Genomic DNA, 18,116 nt, shown 5'->3' with positions numbered 1-18,116 from the left:
TGTAGGGAGCACAAAGCCCGGCTTGCGCCGGGCTTTTTTGTTGGCTGAAGGCGGAGCGCAGTCGGTGCCCGGCGCTTCTGTTATTTGGCAACCCGCAGCTTCGACAATGCGGTGCCGATCGAGTTGAACGTGGTCACGATCTGGCTCGAACTCGTCAGCATGTAGAACTTGTCGGGACTGCTGGCGCAGTTCTGCAGCACGGCCGAGGTCGGATCGGCGGGCGAGCTCGTGTTCACCTGGATCGTGTAGATCGTGTACATCGCGTTGCCCTTCGAATCCTTGGTGTTCTTCAGGTTCGAGCAGAGCAGGGCCTGGCGCGCGTCGATCGGGTTGCCCGAGGCTTGCGACGAGCCGTTGCCGTATTCGGGCCAGCGGTCCTCGGTGTTCAGGCCGTCCGACAGCAGGATGATGACGCGATTATAGGTGGTGTTGACGTCCTCCGCCGGCGCGGCCAGCACGCCGTTCGGAATCAGCGACTGCACGGCCCAGGCAAGTCCGATCGCCTGATTGGTGCCGCCGGTGGGCTGCATGGCGTTGACGGCGCTCTTCAGCGAGCTCCAATTGTAGCTGAGCGGCACGATCTCCGCGAGCTTGGTCGAGGCCGTGCTGCTGCAGTACTGGGTGCTGTTCTCCATGTGCTGGTTGGCCGGGAACAGCGTCGTCACGTCGGAGGTCGCGGGCGACACGGCATTCGCGTCATTGGGCTGGGTGCGGTCGGCGACGCAGCCGGTCCAGGTGCTCTTGGTGTTGGCGATCCAGGTGTGCGTGAAGGTGTTGACCTTGCACACCGTGCTGGATCCGCTTCCCGTGCAACTGCACGTGTTGTTCGGAAGATTGCTGCCGCTGGTCGGGCAGCTGCAGTAGCTGCCGGTGCACCAGTTCACCCGCGTGCTGGTCTGCACGCTGTCCCAGCAGCCGTTGTAGTAGCTATGCGAGGCGGAGTCGTAGCCCGGGCAGATATACCCGTTGTAGGTCCCGCTCGACGGGATCTTGGAGGCGCTGGAGCTACCGGTCGCCGGGCCGCTGGTGCAGGAGAAGTAGGGGAAGCCGTTGCCGGACTTGAACGGACAGGAAGATCCCGGTCCCACCATGTCCCATTGGGACTGCGTGAAACTGCCGTTCGGGATTGCGGCCTGATAGGAGCCATTGGCGGGCTGGATCGTGGGCGGATTCTGCCAGTCGGTCCAGTCGATCCAGTCCTTGGCGTAATTGCTGGCGCCGACGTTCACGACCTTGGCGAATGGAACGACCGAGATGTAGACGTCGCCCGGGGTCTTGGCGAGGGCGCTGAGCTGGTCGATCAGCCCGCCGCTGCCGGCCACGGCGTTCTGCAGCGCGGACATCTTGCCGCTGGATGCCATCGAGCCGGTATTGTCGAGCGCGAGCGCCACCCGCATCTTCACGTCGCCCCAGGTCGATGTCGTTTTGACGCCGAAGTCCATGGTCGGAAAGCCGGCGATCTTCATGAACTGGGTGACGATCTGACCGGAGGCCGACAATTGGATGTTGGAGGCCGATGAGCTGGTCGAGGAGGTATAGCTGGCCGTCACGGTGACGTTCTGCGCGTCCGTGCTGGTGTAGAGCGCCTTGAAATAGGCGCTTGCCTTGGTTCCGACGTCGGCTGCGCTGATGGTGCCCTGCGCCAGGTCGCGCGACAGCATCAGCGAGGTGGAGTCGAGCGCGGCCTGCATCGACGACCGCGCGGCGTTCAGCCGGCTGTAGTCGACGCCTGCGCCGACGAAGGCCAGGATAGGGACGAGCGAGATGGCGAACAGCACGGAGATGTTGCCACCGCGGTCGCAGGCGAACCGTCGGGCGGCGCGGCGGCAGAGTCGAATGAAGGAGACATCGGTCATGTCGCTCACCAATTATGGTTTTCTGCAGGTGTTTTCGGTTCGGCTTCGTCAAGGACGGGTAAATCGAAACCGCGAAACACCGGGCCAATGCCCGCAGCGTGGCGCCGCGCCCGCAACCGAGCTGGTTCCCTGTCAATGCCCGCTGAATGGGCTTTGTAAAATGCGGCCGGTTTGATTAACCTTGCACCTCATCGCCGGGGCAGGGAATCGGTCCTGCCGGAGCGTCGGTCCGTCCTGGGCCTGCGCTTGCGGCAAACCGGTCGCTGACCCATATTCCGGGCGTCGGTCCGACCGGACCGGTCGGCTGGGACAGGCGATCTGGAAAGCAGGACCGGGTGGCGGAAAGCGGCCCGGCAGGGGACAGGTCGGGGCAACCCTTATTGAGCAACCCTCCAAGTTGAGCGACCCTCCAAGGGAAACTCTTTATTGGGGGCCTCGCAGCCATATCTAACGCGTGCAAGATGTCGCAGCCAACTTCCAGATTGAACCGATCCGCGCCCAGGATGAGCAATAACGACAACAAGTCCGGTGGCACCGGTGGCCCGGCAACGTCCGTGATCACCAAGGTCAAGCCGAAGACCAAGCGCCCCAACCTCTACCGCGTCCTGATCCTGAACGACGATTACACGCCGATGGAGTTCGTCGTTCACGTCCTGGAGAAGTTCTTCAACAAGGACGTCGAGGCCGCGACCAAGATCATGCTCCACGTGCACCACCACGGCATCGGGGAGTGCGGCGTCTTCACCTACGAGATCGCCGAGACCAAGGTGACGCAGGTGATGGACTTCGCCCGCAAGCACCAGCATCCGTTGCAGTGTGTGATGGAGAAGAAATAGCCGGCTCCCTCCGCGAAGAGAGCCGCCGACGCGTGCAATAGCGAGCCAGAGGCCGGGGGCTCCGGCTGCTCGGGCGCGCCGGAGAAGTGGCGGTGGCGAATCGGAATCGCAAGTCGCCGCAGATGCAAATTGCTGCAGACGAGGTCGGCGCAATCCGGGCAGGTTTCACGTTTCGCCCGAAGAATTACGGCCGCTCCGGTCCCTATCTCTCCGCGCTGGACCGCCTGCGCCGTTCGGTTGTCGCAAGCCCGATTTGCCGCAATCGGAACGGGTTTTGCATTGACGATCCGGTGAACCCGTAATCGAGCGGCTCGGCCGGTCTTTTGTCGCACTCGGTTATAACTATATTTGACGAAGGTTGTTGTTGCCTGACCGGGCGGCGGCGATCATGATGGCAAGGGGCCACAGAGGACGCGCATGCCGACTTTTTCTCAAAGCCTTGAACAATCCCTGCATCGTGCGCTGGCGATCGCCAACGAGCGTCATCATCAATACGCGACACTGGAACACCTCCTTCTGTCCTTGATCGATGACTCCGATGCAGCGGCCGTGATGCGCGCATGCAGCGTCGACCTCGACAAGCTGCGCGGCAGTCTCGTGAACTACCTCGAAACCGAGTTCGAAAATCTGGTCACGGACGGCAGCGACGACGCCAAGCCGACCGCAGGTTTCCAGCGCGTGATCCAGCGCGCCGTGATCCACGTTCAGTCGTCGGGCCGCGAAGAGGTGACCGGCGCCAACGTGCTGATCGCGATCTTCGCCGAGCGTGAGAGCCACGCCGCGTATTTCCTGCAGGAGCAGGACATGACGCGTTACGACGCCGTCAACTACATCAGCCACGGCATCGCCAAGCGGCCCGGCGTGTCCGAGGCCCGCCCCGTGCGCGGCGTCGACGAAGAGACCGAGACCAAGGGCAGTGAGGACTCCAAGAAAAAGGGCGAGGCGCTGGAAACCTATTGCGTCAATCTCAACAAGAAAGCGCGGGACGGCAAGATCGATCCGGTGATCGGCCGCAACTCCGAGATCAACCGTGCCATCCAGGTGCTGTGCCGGCGCCAGAAGAACAACCCGCTGTTCGTCGGCGAAGCCGGCGTCGGCAAGACCGCGATCGCCGAAGGCCTGGCCAAGCGCATCGTCGACAGCGAAGTGCCCGAGGTGCTGGCAGCGGCCACCGTGTTCTCGCTCGACATGGGCACCTTGCTCGCGGGCACACGCTATCGCGGCGACTTCGAGGAGCGCCTGAAGCAGGTCCTCAAGGAGCTTGAGGCGCATCCGAACGCGATCCTGTTCATCGACGAGATCCACACCGTGATCGGTGCGGGTGCGACGTCGGGCGGCGCCATGGATGCGTCCAACCTGCTCAAGCCGGCGCTGGCCTCGGGCTCGATCCGCTGCATGGGTTCGACGACCTACAAGGAGTACCGCCAGCACTTCGAGAAGGACCGCGCGCTGGTGCGCCGGTTCCAGAAGATCGACGTCAACGAGCCGTCGGTCGAAGATGCGATCGCGATCCTGAAGGGCCTGAAGCCGTATTTCGAGGACTATCACCGGCTGAAATACACCAACGAGGCCATCGAGGCCGCGGTGCAGCTGTCGTCGCGCTACATCCATGACCGCAAGCTGCCGGACAAGGCGATCGACGTGATCGACGAGTCCGGCGCGGCGCAGATGCTGCTGGCCGAGAACAAGCGCAAGAAGACGATCGGCATCAAGGAGATCGAGACCACGATCGCCACGATGGCGCGGATCCCGCCGAAGAGCGTGTCGAAGGACGATGCCGAGGTGCTCAAGCATCTCGAGCAGACCCTGAAGCGCGTGGTGTTCGGCCAGGACAAGGCGATCGATTCGCTGTCGGCCTCGATCAAGCTGGCCCGTGCCGGCCTGCGCGAGCCGGAGAAGCCGATCGGCTGCTATCTGTTCTCGGGTCCGACCGGCGTCGGCAAGACCGAGGTCGCCAAGCAGCTGGCGTCGACCCTGGGCGTCGAGCTGCTGCGCTTCGACATGTCGGAGTACATGGAGCGGCACACGGTGTCGCGCCTGATCGGCGCGCCTCCCGGCTATGTCGGCTTCGACCAGGGCGGCCTCTTGACCGACGGCGTCGACCAGCATCCGCATTGCGTGGTGCTGCTGGACGAGATCGAGAAGGCGCATCCGGATCTCTACAATGTGCTGCTGCAGATCATGGATCACGGCCGGCTCACTGACCACAACGGCAAGCAGGTCAACTTCCGCAACGTGATCCTGATCATGACCACGAATGCAGGCGCGGCCGACATGGCCAAGCAGGCGTTCGGCTTCCATCGCTCGAAGCGGGAAGGTGACGACCACGAGGCGATCAACCGGCAGTTCGCGCCGGAATTCCGCAACCGGCTCGACTCCATCGTCTCGTTCGCGCACCTCAACGTCGAGGTGATCGGCATGGTGGTCGAGAAGTTCGTGCTGCAGCTCGAGGCCCAGCTCGCCGACCGCGACGTCACGATCGAGCTGTCGGAGCCGGCCAAGAGCTGGTTGATCCAGCACGGCTATGACGAGCAGATGGGCGCACGGCCGATGGGCCGCGTGATCCAGGAGCACATCAAGAAGCCGCTGGCCGACGAGGTGCTGTTCGGCAAGCTGAAGGGCGGCGGGCACGTCCGTGTCGTCCTCGTCAAGGACGAATCCGGCGTCGAGGAGAAGATCGGCTTCGAGTTCGTCGAGGGCCCGGTCACGCCGAAGTCCGAAGTGCCGGCCGCGCGCAAGCGCAAGCCGAAGTCCGGCGGCGGCTCGAAGGGGCCGGCGCCGAAGGGACCGCTGGTCAAGGCGTAAGCCTGACGCTACGAGATGACTACGAAAGGCCGGCCATCGCGCCGGCCTTTTTCCTTGACGCAAGGTTCTTTGATGCGACTTGCGGCTCAGGCCGGCTTGACGAAGAAATACACCGTCAGGCCGCAGCCGACGGCGATGATGAAGCGGCGCACATGGGCCGGCGGGATGATCTGGCCAAGCCGCGCGCCGACGAAGCCGCCGACCATGGCAGCCCCCATCATCGTCAGCGTCTCCAGCCAATGCACGCGGCCCGAGAACGCAAAGATGGCGGAGGCCGTCATATTCATGAGCGCAGCGAGCAGCACCTTCATGCCGTTCATGGCGCGGATGTCGCGCATGCCGTAGAACACCAGGGCCGCCAGCATCAGGATGCCGATGCCGCCGCCGAAATAGCCGCCATAGATCGCGATCACGAACTGCACCGCCTGGATCGTCAGCGGCTCGAACCAGCGCGCGCCGTCCTTCGGCGTGAAGCGCATGCCGAATGCGAACACGCTCGTGGCGAACAGCAACAGCCAGGGCACCAGCCGGCTGAAGGCGGCCGACGGTGTGACCAGGAGCAGCACGGCGCCGAGCGTGCCGCCGATCAGGCTGATGATCGACAGCCGTACGAGGTCGTGGCGCCAGGGCGCCTTTGCGTCGTTCAAGATCTCACGGGAGGCCCAAGCGCTGACGAACTGCCCGGGGCAGAGCGCGACGGTGCTGGAGGCATTGGCGTCAATCGCGGGAATGCCGGCGGCGAGCAAGGTCGGGAAGGTCAGGAACGCGCCGCCGCCGGCCAGCGCATTGACGATGCCCGAGCCGAAGGCGGCGAGGGCGAGCAGGGGCAGCATCGTCCAGTCCGTCATCGCTGTCACTACTCGCCCTTCAGCCGCTGGCCGTCCTGGACGCGGACGCGCTCGGCGCCGCGGGCGCCGGCCGGCGACAGCCTGAGCATGCTCAGGAACGCGCCGACCAGCGCGAAACCGACCCCGGTCAAGAGCGACAGCCGCGTGCCGTCGGTCGAATCGATCGCGAGAAACATCGCGACCAGCGCCGCACCCGTGGTCTGGCCGAGCAGGCGCGCCGTGCCGAGCATGCCGCTGGCGCCGCCGGCGCGCTCGCGTGGCGCAGCGGCGATCATGGTACGGTTGTTCGGCGTCTGGAACAGGCCGAAGCCGCAGCCGGCCAGCGCCATGCGCCAGACGATATCCCATGCCGACGGCTCGCGCGGCAGCAGGCCGAGCGCACCGAGCCCGCACGCGAAGATCACGAGACCGATGCCACCGAGCAGCCCGGCTGGTACGCGCTCGACCAGCCGCCCCGCAATCGGCGCGGTCAGGCCGACCGCGATCGGCCACGGCGTGATCAGCAGGCCCATCTGCACCGGCGAATAGCCGAAATGGCTTTCGAGATAGAAGGGGATCGCGACAAAGGCGAGCATCTGTCCGCAGAACGACGAGATCGAGGTCGCGATCGACAGCGCGAACACTGGAATGCGTAGCAGGTCGAGCGGCAGCAGCGGCGAGGCCATGTGGGTCTGGCGCCAGACCAGCCATACGCCGGCCGTGATGGCGACGACGAACTCGATCGCGCAGGTCACCAGCGCCTCGCCATGGCCGAGGCTGTCCACGGCGGCGATCAGGAAGCCGAAAGCGACCGCGCTCAGCGCCGCGCTCTGCCAATCGAACATGTGCGGCGCGCGCGGCGTATGCGGCAGGAAGCGGAAGCCGAAGACGAAGGTGACGATGCCGAGCGGCACGTTGATCGCGAACAGCCACGGCCAGTTGCCGACGGCGAGGATGCCGGCGGCGATGGTCGGACCGAGCGCGGCGGAGACCGCGACCACCATCGCATTGATGCCGATGCCGCGGCCGAGCAGAGCGTGCGGATAGGTGAAACGCACCAGCGCCGAGTTGACGCTGAGGATGCCGGCGGCGCCAAAGCCCTGCAGGATGCGCGCGAGCGTCAGCAGCAGCAGGCTGTCGGCCAGCGCACAGAAGGCGGAGGCAGCCGTGAACAGCACGAGGCCGGCGAGATAGACCCGCCGATAGCCGATGATCTCGCCGAGCGAGGCCAGCGGCAGCAGCGAGATCGTGACCGCGAGCTGATAGCCGTTGACGATCCAGATCGAAAAAGCAGGGCTCGCATTGAGGTCGCGGGCGATCGTCGGCAGCGCCACATTGGCGATCGCGCCGTCGATCACGGCCAGCACGATGCCGAGGGCGATCGTCACGATCGCCCAGGTGCGCTGCGGCAGCGGCAGTCCGTCGGCGTGCAGACCCGTGGTCGTCGGCGTCTTCATGCGGGCTCCGGCCGCAGCCGGGCCGCGGGCAATGGACGGGAACGGGCAACCGCGCCGCACAAGCCCCGTTCCACGCCGGCGGACCGCGCCGCCGCGTCACCGCCGTTTGGGGCGGGCCTGAATGGTCCTGAGATAATTGACCGCGGCTTCCGCCTCGGGCCGCTCGAACTGGAAGCTCGGCATGTCCTTGTGAATGGTCGACAGGCCGGTCTGCAGCCGCTGGGCAAAATCCTCGTCGTAGAGCTTGCTGTCACCGAAGGTCCTGAACGGGGGCGCGTCGGGGTGCCGGCTGGCGCCTGTGAGACCTACCGCATGGCATCGGCTGCAAAGGCTTTGCAAGAGCGCTTTTCCACGCTTCTGCTCGCTGTCCAGCGCATGGCTGGCGGTCGACGCGAACGCCAGCAGCAGGCAGGCGGACCCCATTCGTCGTCTCATGAACTCGTTCTCGCGTGTCTTGCGCCCGGCTACCAGCGGCCCTCGGCCTTGCTATAGGCATATAGGGCGATCAGCCCGATCGTCACCAGGGTCGAGCCGATCAGGACGATCCGGTCCCAGCGCAGCTGTGTCTCGTCGTCCCGCTGCAAGGTCAGCAGGGAGAACAGGGCCTTCATGGCAAAGCGGCGCATCGGATCGATCCCGGCAGCGGCCGCGCATTCCGATGACGTGGGCCGGCCGCAGCTTAGCCTGCCCAATCGTTGCGCCGCCATGGCGAACATCTTGGGTCTGATGTCCGGCTTCCGGAGGGGCTCGGAAGCCGGATGCTCGAACTACCCAGCCTGTCCCATCACGACGTCTGCAACCGCCCGCGCGACTTTCGCGATCGTTGCGTTGCGATCCTCGGGAGACGCCTGTGAACCAGTCAGATAGGCCGTGACCAGAACCGGTTTGCGGCCCGGGGGCCAGAGAATGCCGACGTCGTTGGTCGTGCCGCGGTCCCCAGCGCCCGTCTTGTCGGCGACGCGCCAGTCACGCGGCACACCGGCGCGAAGCCGAGTGTCGCCGGTCTTGTTGGCGATCATCCAGTCCGTCAATCGCTGGCGCATATTCGTCGACAAGACCTCGCCAAGGAGCACGCGGCGCAGGTTCTGTAGCATGGCGGCCGGACTGGTCGTGTCGCGAGGGTCGTCGGCCAGCGCCTCGTTGAGCTCAACTTCCCAGCGGTCCAGGCGGCTGATCTCGTCGCCGATCGATCGGGCAAAACGCGTCAGACCCGCAGGACCGCCGATCTGCCGCAACAGGAGATTTCCCGCGGTGTTGTCGCTCTGGGTGAGCGCAGCTTCGCAGAGCTCGGCGAGTGTCATGCCGCGGCCGACGTGCTCCTTGGTCACCGGCGAATATGTTACGAGATCCTTCGCCTCGAACGGGACGCGCGTGTCGAGATGCAGTTCGCCGGCGTCGACGCGCTTCAGGACAGCCGCGGAAGCCAGACACTTGAACGTGCTGCACATCGGAAAGCGCTCGGCCGAGCGCAGGCCCGCCTCGAACCCGCTTTCGGAGTCGAGGACGGCGATGCCGAGCCGTCCGAGGCTCTCGCGCTCGATGCGGGCGAGTTCCCCTTCCAGATGCGCCCTTCGGTCGGCCGCCGCCTTCGCCGCAGGTGATGGCAGCCCGCTCGCCGCAGCCGCCATCCCGAGGATTCCAAAACCCAGATGCCGTCTCGTCAGCATGTTCATTCTCCAGTGACTGCGCGAACCTGCCGAACGAGGTGACGACTGACAAACGATCATTTATTCGTCGAGCCATGAGCAGAACTTGGTCATCATGCCCATCCGCAGCCATCTCCCTTTGAACGCCTTGCGGGCCTTCGAAGCATCCGCCCGGCATCTGAGCTTCACCAAGGCAGGCCTGGAGCTCAGGGTCACGCAGACCGCGATCAGTCACCAGGTGAAACAGCTCGAGCAGATGTTGGGCGCTCACCTGTTCCGGCGCCTGCCGCGTGGCCTCACGTTGACCGACGAAGCCCTGGCTCTGTTTCCCGTCCTCAACGATGCGTTCAGTCGCATCAGCGGCGCGATCGATCGCATCGAAGCGAAGGGAACCCGCGAGGTCGTGACCGTCGGCTGTGTCGGCACCTTTGCAACGGGATGGCTGTTGCAACGCCTCGACGGCTTTCGAGATACGCACCCCCATATCGACCTGCGCCTCCTCACCAACAACAACCGCATCGATATCGCCGGAGACGGGCTCGACATCGCGCTTCGCTTCGGCGACGGCTCCTGGCACGGCACTGAGGCCATCCATCTGATGTCTGCCCCGCTGTCGCCCGTCTGTCATCCCGATGTCGCGAGTCGTCTGCGCGCGCCGTCGGACCTCGCGGGCGAAAATCTCCTGCGGTCGTATCGCGCCGAGGAATGGCCATTGTGGTTTGCAGTCGCGGGCGCTCCATGCCCGATGATCCAGGGGCCGATCTTCGACAGCTCCGTCGCGATGGCCGAAGCGGCCGCGCGCGGCGTCGGCGTTGGCCTGGTTCCGATCGCCATGTTCAACTGCGAGCTCGAGACGGGTCGGCTGGTCCGGCCGTTTGCGGCTGAGGTCGCCGCCGGTTCTTATTGGCTGACCTGGTTGAAGTCGAAAGAACCGACGTCCGGCATGCGTGCCTTTCGTGACTGGCTGGTTGATGCCTTGCGCGCTGATCCGCCGCGCTGACGGCTGGTCGCCACCGCGCACAAGCCGAGGGCGCGAACAGCGCCACGAGCGCGTGAGGCGGGCGCGTTGCGGCCAGCTCAGCGCTTTACGGCGCTGCGCCGCCACTCGCGCGGCGACAGGCCGAACTGCTCGCGGAACACGCGGCCGAAATGCGAGAGATCGTTGAAGCCCCAGGACAAGGCGATTTCGCTGATCTGACGATGCGCCAGCATCGGCGAGCCGAGATCGCGCCGGCACTGCTTGAGCCGCTCAGCCAGCACGAAGCGCTGGAACGACGTCTCCTCGTCCGAGAACAGATCGTTGACGTAGCGCGCCGATAGCCCGAGCTCGCGTGCGATCTCCGGCAGTGAGAGGTCGGCGTCGGGCAGCCGGGTGCGGATGTGCGCCTTGATGCGATAAAGCAGCGCTGCGCGATGGCTCGAGGCGGGCAGGGGCTGTGTGCGAAGCCGCTCGGCCAAGGTCATGGCGAGCAGGTCGGCAGCCTGGTCGGCCAGAGGTTCGGCATGCTCGGGGCCGATGTGCTCGGCGCGTTCGCAGAGCCTGACGATGAAATCATGGGCGAGCGGCTGGAGCGGGCTATCGGGGCCGAAGCTGATCGCCGTCACGGTCTCCGTCGGGCCGATCCGGCGCTGCAGCATCTCGCGCGGGAGCTTGAACACGATCTGCTTGAACGCGGCGTCGAACTGCAGCTCGTAGGGGCGGGTCGTGTCGTAGATCGCGAACTCGCCGGGCCGGATCACGGTGTCGCGGCCATCCTGAACGACGCCGCCGATTCCCTCTCGCCCGAGCGCGACGAGGACGAAGTCGGCATCCGCCCGGGAGATTCGCTGCGAGGTCCGGTGCACGCGCTGCCGGTCCGAGGCGACCTCGGAGCAGACGGCCCGTCCCAACGCGGTGTGGGTCACCGAGCCCCGAAACGCGCTGCCGAGATCAGATGTGCAGTCGAGCCCGACATAGACGTCGCAGACGATGTCCTGCCACAGCGCCAGCCGGCGGTGGCCCGGGCTTCCTTCCGTGGTGAACAGGACCGGCATCGCTCCGTCTCCCTCCGCCTTTGTGTCGCGTGGATCGTCGGAAATGCAGCAAGCTCTGGGCCGGCTGGTCTCTCCCTGGCGGCCGCAGTCGAGTTTTCGTTCCCTCCAAGACGAGCGCGAATGATCGCCGAGGTCAATACTCCCCAGCGAATGCGGCGCGCGGCGCCGCCGATCCGAAAGAGGGGAGACGCGGGATGGGACTGGCACATCCGAAATACAAGGTGGCGGTGGTGCAGGCGGCGCCGGCCTGGCTCGACCTGGACGCCTCGATCAAGAAGACCATCGGCCTGATCGAGGAGGCGGCCGACAAAGGTGCCAAGCTGATCGCGTTTCCGGAGGTCTTCGTCCCCGGCTATCCCTGGCACATCTGGATGGACTCGCCGGCCTGGTGTATCGGCCGTGGCTTCGTGCAGCGCTATTTCGACAATTCGCTGGCCTATGATAGCCCGCAGGCTGAGGCGCTGCGCGCCGCCGTGCGCAAGGCCAGGCTCACGGCCGTGCTGGGACTGTCCGAGCGCGACGGCGGCAGCCTCTACATCGCGCAATGGCTGATCGGCCCGGACGGCGAGACCATCGCCCGGCGCCGCAAGCTGCGGCCGACCCATGCCGAGCGTACCGTCTATGGCGAGGGCGACGGCAGCGATCTCGCCGTGCACGACCGGCCTGACATCGGCCGGATCGGTGCGCTGTGCTGCTGGGAGCATCTGCAGCCGCTGTCGAAATACGCGATGTATGCCCAGAACGAGCAGGTGCATGTCGCGGCCTGGCCGAGCTTCTCGCTGTACGATCCGTTCGCGCCGGCGCTCGGCGCCGAGGTCAACAACGCCGCCTCGCGCGTCTATGCCGTCGAGGGCTCGTGCTTCGTGCTGGCGCCGTGCGCCACCGTCTCGCAGGCGATGATCGACGAGCTGTGTGACCGGCCCGACAAGCACGCGCTGCTGCATGTCGGCGGCGGCCACGCCGCGATCTTTGGTCCGGATGGCTCTTCGCTCGCGGAGAAGCTGCCGCCGGAGCAGGAAGGCCTGCTGATCGCCGAGATCGATTTGGGCATGATCGGCATCGCCAAGAATGCCGCCGATCCGGCGGGACACTATTCGCGCCCCGACGTCACCCGGCTGCTGCTCAACAAGAAGCCGCTCAACCGGGTCGAGGCCTTCGCGCTGCCGGTCGACGCGGTCACGCCCGGCGAGGCACAATCGGCGGCTGGCTGACGGGCTTGGCGAGCGCTAGGTCCCGGCCTCCGGTTGTGCCGGCGGCGGGGCCGACCGCCGCGGCGGCCGCTGCGCACGGCCTGCCGGCGCCGCCATGCGCGGCTGCAAGGTGACGATCACCGGGTTTGGCTTGTGGTCGGTCGCTGCGCCAGTCGCGGCGTCCACACCCATGCCGATCAGGCCGCCCGCTAGGATGTTGCCGGCGAAGCCGGCCGCGCCAGTCGCCGGGATGTCCTTGGTCAACGGGATGATCTGGGTCTCGTAGCCCGGTTTTTCGATGGTGACGGAGATGTCGGCATTGCGCTTGGCCACGAACGAGCAGGGCGTCGTGCAGGTCATCGGCGCTTCGAGACCGGCGATCGTGGCCTCGGCCCCGGACGGCGTCGACGCGACACTGATCGTCTCGGTTGTACCCCGCGTTACGGACGCGCAACCTCCCAGCGCGGCGCACAGCGCTACGAACGCTACAACTCTCATTTGGTACTGCCCCCTTGAAACCCAAGGGAACTCAAGCGCAACTGGAGCGGGACGGCAAGCGCAATCAGCATTATCCGAAGAAATTCCCGGGCGAGTTTCACGCGAGTGTGGCTTTCACACCTGCTTTCCACGAACCTGCCGCGCGATCGCCTTCTGCGCATCGAATTCGGCGCGCCGCCGCGCCAGCTCTTCCGGCGCGAGCATGGCCGGATTGCTGTAGTCGCGCTTCCAGCCGTGATCGTCGCTCCACTGCAAAGGCGATTGCACGGTCGTCCGTGCGGCTGGTGAACTCTCGAGGACACGCAAGGCGAGCTCGAGCGTGAAGGCCTGTGAGGCCGCGTCGTGCGGCTTGCCGGCGGAATTGCCGAGCGGAAAATCCGAGAACAGGAAGCGCGGTGCTGCGGCGTGCTCGACGATGTCCTTGGCGCAGCCCATGACGACGGTCGCGATGCCGTTCGCTTCGAGATGCCGGGCCACCAGGCTCACGGTCTGGTGACACACCGGACAGTTCGGCACCAGCACGACGGCGTCGATCTCGTCGGCGCGGCAGCGCGCAAGAATCTCCGGCGCATCGGTCTCGATCGTCACGCGCTGGCTGCGATTGGTCGGCGCGCCGAAAAAGCGCGGTCCGACCGCGCCGATGCGGCCCTCACGCGCCAGCCTGATGAGCTGTGGTAGCGGAAACCAGGTGCCGGAATCCTCGGCCGAGGTGTGCGCGCGATCATAGGCAATGTGGGAAATGCGCAGGTCGTGCTGCGCCGACGTGTCGCCGTCATAGACGGAGTAGAACTTGGCGCCGCCATTGTAGGGCGCGCCGGGGCCTTGATCGCCTTTGGCGGGATCGAACGGCGCGGCCGTGGTGACAACGGTGACGCGCGACTGCGCGAGCGGCTTGCGCAAGGGATGGAACGGCGCCGACGTGTAGTGAGCCCAGCGATAGGGCGTGTCATAGCCGATCGCGAGATAGTAGTCGCGCGTGCGCGCCATGTAGGACAAGGGCGCATCGCTTTCGGGCGCGAAGCCGAGTCTGTCGTCGGTCGGTGCGGTCATCCGTCGCGCTCCCTGCAGGATTTTCGGATTGCTAGCCCGCTCATTCGCTGTGTCAAGGCGCCGCGCGGTGGAACCCCGCATGGTCCTGGGCTTTGTCTGTCGACAGAATTCCAACCATTGCACCGCGCTCACGATGCCTTCCATGGTTTCGGTTGCTCGCATTGCCTGTCTCGGCCTTGCCCTGATCCTGACCGGGCCGTTGTCCGGCGTGGCGGCGGAGCAGGGCTCAGACCGTGACGTTGCCGTGCCGGCTGATCCGAAGGACGGCGCGCAGCAGGACGCGCCGCACGAGACTGCGAAGCCGGCAAAGCCTGCGGCAGAGGGCTCGGAGATCAAGGCCGAGGAGTCCAAGGAGAGCGGCACCCGCGAGGCGATCTGCCTGATGATCGAATCCGCAGCCAAGGCGAATGATCTGGCGCTCGAATTCTTCGCCCGCGTGATCTGGCAGGAAAGCCGCTTTCAGAGCGATGCAGTCGGGCCGGTCACGCGCAACGGGCAGCGGGCGCAGGGAATTGCGCAGTTCATGCCGGGCACGGCGAACCAGCGCCAGTTGCTCGATCCGTTCGATCCGGTTCAGGCGCTGCCGAAGTCGGCGCAGTTCCTGGCCGAGCTGCGCGATCAGTTCGGCAATCTCGGGCTCGCGGCGGCGGCCTACAATGCGGGGCCGCGCCGGGTGCAGGACTGGCTCACCGGCAAGGGGCAGATGCCCTGGGAGACCCGCAACTACGTTTCGGCCATCACGGGCGCCACGATCGATGAGTGGGCGGCCGCCGGCAACGGCGGCAAGATGCCGCCGAGCCCGCCGCCGACCTCGTGTCGTCAGCTGATGGCGATGTTGAAGCGCGCGCCGAATCCGTTCGTCACGGAGCTCGAGCAGCATGTGGCGCTGTCGGCCGCGAAACCATGGGGCGTCCAACTGGCTGCAGGCTTCGACCGCAACAAGGCGCTCGCGATGTATTCGCGGGCGATCAAGGGGCTTGGCCCGGTCATCGGCGACCGCGACCCGAGCCTGCTGTCGTCGGTGATGCGCTCGCGCGGCAACCACGCCTTCTACCAGGTGCGGATCGGCGCCGAGACACGGGCCGAGGCCGACGCGCTCTGCAGCCGGATCCGCGGAGCCGGTGGCGCCTGCTTCGTGCTGCGCAATCGCTCCGGATAGAGCTCGTGCGGCGCCGCGCGTGGGGATGGTGGGAATGGCTGCGCCGGACGCAGACCCGCGCTCGCCTGATGGCGGTTGACGCGAGCGGCTTTCGCCAGCCTTATCGCGGTTCGTTCCGCTGGGCCGCCCGTGACACTTCCTCCGCTCGATTCGCCGCAATGGCATGGTTCACTGCGCGCCTTCGGCTGGGGGCTGCGCGCGACGTCAGCGACCATCCTGTCACTGGTGCTGTTCGTCACCTTCATCGGCATCGGCGCGCTCGCCCACGATACCCGTTTCAGCATGCTCTGGGCGATCCTGAGCACGGTGCTGGTGTGGGCCGGGCCGGCGCAGATCATCCTGGTCTCCACGCTAGGTTCCGGCCAGACCATTCTGCAATCGGCGATCGCGGTCACGATGAGCGCGATCCGGCTGTTTCCGATGGTGGTGGCGGTGCTGCCGCTGATCCGCTCGCCGCAGACCAAGCGGCGGCACCTGGTGCTGATCGCGCATTTCACCGCCGTGACCCTGTGGGTCGAATGCTATCGCTTCCTGCCGCATGTGCCGCGCGAGCGCCGCATCGCCTTCGTGCATGGGCTCGGCACCGGCCTGATGGGGATTGCGCTGATCGCGACCATCATCGGCTATCTTCTCGCCGCCAACTTGTCGCAGACCTTCGGCGCCGCGGTGCTCTTGCTGACGCCGCTGGCGTTCCTGTTCTCGACCCTGCGCAACGCCAGGGAGCTGGCCGACGTGCTCGCGCTCGGCCTTGGCCTCGTGCTGTATCCCGTGGCGGCCCAGCTCAACAGCGGCGTCGATATCCTGGTCAGCGGCGTCGTCGCCGGAACGCTCGCGTTCGGCGCGCACAAATGGCGCGAGCGGCGGGGGCCGGCATGAGCGACTTCATCGGCGATTGGCATGCGCTCGTGGTGCTGCTGGTGGCGGGCGTGATCCCCAACCAGATCTGGCGCCTGCTCGGGCTGTGGTTCGGCAGCGGGCTCGACGAGGGCTCGGACCTGCTGATGTGGGTCAAGGCGGTCGCGACCGCCATCTTGGCGGGGGTCATCGCCCAGATCCTGGTGCAGCCGCCGGGCGCGCTCGCCAGCGTGCCATGGGGCCTGCGCTACGGTGCGGTCGTTGCCGGCCTTGCGGCCTTCATGGCGAGCCGCCGCTCGATCTTTGCCGGTGTCGTCTGCGGCGAGGCCGTCATGCTGGCCGGCAAATGGTGGCTCGGCTGAGTTACGCGATCTTGCGCAACCGCAATTGCGGTGAGCCGAGGTTCGGATAGATTGCCGGGAAGACCCAAGGACTCCGCAATGACCACTGATACCGATCTCCGCCCGGGAGAAGTCGCCGTCGACGCGCCCCAGCCGCGCGACGCCACGCTGTATTTCATCGGCCGCATCCGCACGCCCTGGACCTCGCGGCTCGAGACGCCGCGGCAGGGCAGCTTCGAGGGGCCGGTGTGCCGGCTCGAGATTTTCGAGCCCTGGGTCCCGGCGCTGCAGGGTATCGATGCCTTCAGCCACCTCCAGGTGCTGTACTGGCTCAACCGGGCGCGCCGTGATCTCGTGAAGCAGAGCCCGCGGCATCATGATGGCGAGACCCGGGGCACCTTCGCGCTGCGCTCGCCGGTGCGTCCCAATCCGATCGGCGTGTCGACGGTCCGCTTCGTCGCGTTGGAAGGCAGCACCGTGCTGGTGCGCGGTCTCGACTGCCTCGACGAGACGCCGCTGATCGACCTGAAGCCGGATCATTGTGTGTTCACGCCGGCAGCGGCGGGTGAGGATGACAAATAGGACCGACAGATCCGGATGTCGAAGGTGAACAAGCGGCCGCAGAAGACGGTGACGGCTCTGGATGCGATCACGGCGGACCTCGTCGCCGTGCTGGTGGCGGTGACCGACGGCCATCCGAAGATCATGACGATCGAGCACGCTGCGGCGCTGCCGAGCGGACCGTTTCAGTTCGCGCACCGCTCGCTGCAGATGGGCCTGCGCGCCTGGGTCAAGGCGCAGACCGGCCATCCGCTCGGCTATGTCGAGCAGCTCTACACCTTCGCCGACCGCGGTCGCGGCGGCGATCCCGACGCGCCGCATCGTATCTCCATCAGCTATCTCGGCCTGACACGCGAGGAAGAGGGGCGCGAGGGCGCGGATGCGCAATGGTCGTCATGGTACGACTACTTCCCGTGGGAGGATCATCGCGACGGACCGCCGACGATCCTGGCCAAGATCATCGCGCCGAAGCTGAAGGCCTGGGCGCGAGCCGCCGACCAGCCGGCGCTGCAGAAGACAAGGTGGCAGCGCGCCGCGATCACTTTCGGTCTCGATGGCCGCGAGTGGAACGAGGAATTGGCGCTGCAGCGCTATGAGCTGCTGTACGAGGCTGCGCTGATTCCCGAGAGTACGCGCGAGAAGGAGGCCCGCCAGGCGGAGGTGCCCGGCCGCGCCATGATCGGTGATCACCGTCGGATTCTCGCCACCGGCATTGCCCGTCTGCGCGCCAAGATCAAATACCGGCCGGTCGTGTTCGAGTTGATGCCGGAAGAATTTACACTGCTGCAATTGCAGCGCAGCGTCGAGGCACTGGCCGGCCGGCTCGTGCACAAGCAGAACTTCCGCCGCCTCATCGAGCAGCAGGAACTGGTTGAAGAGACAGGCGCAATCGCTGCCGACACGATCGGTCGGCCGGCCAAGCTGTTTCGCTTCAGGCAGGGCGTTCTAGCCGAGCGGGCGGTGGTCGGAACCAAGCTGCCGCTCTCGCGGTCTTGATCTCC

Annotated in this window: 18 protein-coding genes; 9 read left to right on the top strand and 9 right to left on the bottom strand. The window is 66.1% G+C overall.

The features are described 5' to 3' along the window. Window positions 1-80: 80 nt before the first annotated feature. A complete protein-coding gene (locus QX051_RS04725; protein ID WP_315740332.1) occupies window positions 81-1,856 on the bottom strand; it encodes a pilus assembly protein in 1,776 nt (591 codons plus the stop codon). A 503-nt stretch (window positions 1,857-2,359) separates the two neighbouring features. On the opposite strand from QX051_RS04725, the gene clpS reads away from it, so the two are divergent. Together clpS and clpA are read left to right on the top strand one after the other, a co-directional pair. After that, complete coding sequence (gene clpS / locus QX051_RS04720; RefSeq protein ID WP_006611275.1) at window positions 2,360-2,692, top strand: ATP-dependent Clp protease adapter ClpS; 333 nt, start codon at window positions 2,360-2,362, stop codon at window positions 2,690-2,692. A gap of 417 nt (window positions 2,693-3,109) precedes the next feature. Next, entirely contained in the window at window positions 3,110-5,497 is a 2,388-nt protein-coding gene (gene clpA / locus QX051_RS04715; protein WP_315740331.1) for an ATP-dependent Clp protease ATP-binding subunit ClpA, read from the top strand. An 86-nt stretch (window positions 5,498-5,583) separates the two neighbouring features. Here the strand turns inward: clpA and QX051_RS04710 are convergent, their stop codons facing one another. The 5 genes from QX051_RS04710 to bla all read right to left on the bottom strand — a co-directional run bounded on the left by QX051_RS04710 (window position 5,584) and on the right by bla (window position 9,448). Then, a complete protein-coding gene (locus tag QX051_RS04710) occupies window positions 5,584-6,345 on the bottom strand; it encodes a sulfite exporter TauE/SafE family protein (protein ID WP_315775249.1) in 762 nt (253 codons plus the stop codon). A gap of 8 nt (window positions 6,346-6,353) precedes the next feature. Beyond that, window positions 6,354-7,781, bottom strand: a complete 1,428-nt coding sequence (locus QX051_RS04705; protein ID WP_315775248.1) for an MFS transporter — start codon at window positions 7,779-7,781, stop codon at window positions 6,354-6,356. 96 nt (window positions 7,782-7,877) lie between these two features. Continuing rightward, window positions 7,878-8,204: a cytochrome c gene (locus QX051_RS04700; RefSeq protein ID WP_315740328.1), complete on the bottom strand. Its 327-nt coding sequence runs from the start codon at window positions 8,202-8,204 to the stop codon at window positions 7,878-7,880. A gap of 41 nt (window positions 8,205-8,245) precedes the next feature. Further along, on the bottom strand, window positions 8,246-8,407 hold the full coding sequence (locus QX051_RS04695; RefSeq protein WP_315718376.1) for a hypothetical protein: 162 nt from the start codon (window positions 8,405-8,407) through the stop codon (window positions 8,246-8,248). Window positions 8,408-8,548: 141 nt separating this feature from the next. After that, on the bottom strand, window positions 8,549-9,448 hold the full coding sequence (gene bla / locus QX051_RS04690) for a class A beta-lactamase (protein ID WP_315775247.1): 900 nt from the start codon (window positions 9,446-9,448) through the stop codon (window positions 8,549-8,551). A 94-nt stretch (window positions 9,449-9,542) separates the two neighbouring features. On the opposite strand from bla, the gene QX051_RS04685 reads away from it, so the two are divergent. After that, window positions 9,543-10,427, top strand: coding sequence for a LysR family transcriptional regulator (locus QX051_RS04685; RefSeq protein ID WP_315775246.1), 885 nt, complete (start codon window positions 9,543-9,545; stop codon window positions 10,425-10,427). Between the two features lie 77 nt (window positions 10,428-10,504). On the opposite strand, the gene QX051_RS04680 is transcribed toward QX051_RS04685, so the two are convergent. After that, window positions 10,505-11,461 carry a helix-turn-helix domain-containing protein gene (locus QX051_RS04680; protein ID WP_315740326.1) on the bottom strand — a complete coding sequence of 319 codons (957 nt, stop codon included), beginning with the start codon at window positions 11,459-11,461 and terminating at the stop codon, window positions 10,505-10,507. Window positions 11,462-11,655: 194 nt separating this feature from the next. On the opposite strand from QX051_RS04680, the gene QX051_RS04675 reads away from it, so the two are divergent. Next, a complete protein-coding gene (locus QX051_RS04675) occupies window positions 11,656-12,672 on the top strand; it encodes a carbon-nitrogen hydrolase family protein (RefSeq protein ID WP_315775245.1) in 1,017 nt (338 codons plus the stop codon). A gap of 15 nt (window positions 12,673-12,687) precedes the next feature. On the opposite strand, the gene QX051_RS04670 is transcribed toward QX051_RS04675, so the two are convergent. Both QX051_RS04670 and QX051_RS04665 read right to left on the bottom strand, forming a co-directional pair. Next, the gene (locus tag QX051_RS04670; protein WP_315740324.1) at window positions 12,688-13,149 is read right to left on the bottom strand and encodes a PEGA domain-containing protein; all 462 of its coding nucleotides are present in this window, start codon (window positions 13,147-13,149) and stop codon (window positions 12,688-12,690) included. A 114-nt stretch (window positions 13,150-13,263) separates the two neighbouring features. Further along, complete coding sequence (locus QX051_RS04665) at window positions 13,264-14,199, bottom strand: glycine reductase (RefSeq protein ID WP_315775243.1); 936 nt, start codon at window positions 14,197-14,199, stop codon at window positions 13,264-13,266. Between the two features lie 142 nt (window positions 14,200-14,341). On the opposite strand from QX051_RS04665, the gene QX051_RS04660 reads away from it, so the two are divergent. From QX051_RS04660 to QX051_RS04640, 5 genes are all read left to right on the top strand, one after another. Continuing rightward, window positions 14,342-15,358, top strand: a complete 1,017-nt coding sequence (locus QX051_RS04660) for a transglycosylase SLT domain-containing protein (RefSeq protein ID WP_409998059.1) — start codon at window positions 14,342-14,344, stop codon at window positions 15,356-15,358. Between the two features lie 129 nt (window positions 15,359-15,487). After that, window positions 15,488-16,234, top strand: coding sequence for an AzlC family ABC transporter permease (locus QX051_RS04655; protein ID WP_315775240.1), 747 nt, complete (start codon window positions 15,488-15,490; stop codon window positions 16,232-16,234). Beyond that, window positions 16,231-16,575 carry an AzlD domain-containing protein gene (locus QX051_RS04650; RefSeq protein ID WP_315740320.1) on the top strand — a complete coding sequence of 115 codons (345 nt, stop codon included), beginning with the start codon at window positions 16,231-16,233 and terminating at the stop codon, window positions 16,573-16,575. The genes QX051_RS04655 and QX051_RS04650 overlap by 4 nt, the downstream gene beginning before the upstream one ends. A gap of 78 nt (window positions 16,576-16,653) precedes the next feature. Then, entirely contained in the window at window positions 16,654-17,136 is a 483-nt protein-coding gene (gene tsaA / locus QX051_RS04645; protein ID WP_315754508.1) for a tRNA (N6-threonylcarbamoyladenosine(37)-N6)-methyltransferase TrmO, read from the top strand. A 15-nt stretch (window positions 17,137-17,151) separates the two neighbouring features. Continuing rightward, window positions 17,152-18,111 (top strand): NrtR DNA-binding winged helix domain-containing protein, encoded by a 960-nt coding sequence (locus QX051_RS04640; RefSeq protein ID WP_315775239.1) that lies wholly within the window; start codon window positions 17,152-17,154, stop codon window positions 18,109-18,111. The last annotated feature ends 5 nt before the right edge of the window (window positions 18,112-18,116 follow it).

It is taken from the genome of Bradyrhizobium sp. SZCCHNR1053 (assembly GCF_032381235.1).
In the GTDB taxonomy this organism is placed as follows: Bacteria; Pseudomonadota; Alphaproteobacteria; order Rhizobiales; family Xanthobacteraceae; genus Bradyrhizobium.
The sequence above is the reverse complement of the archived record's forward strand: the minus strand, read 5'-3'. Positions and strand labels throughout refer to the sequence as shown.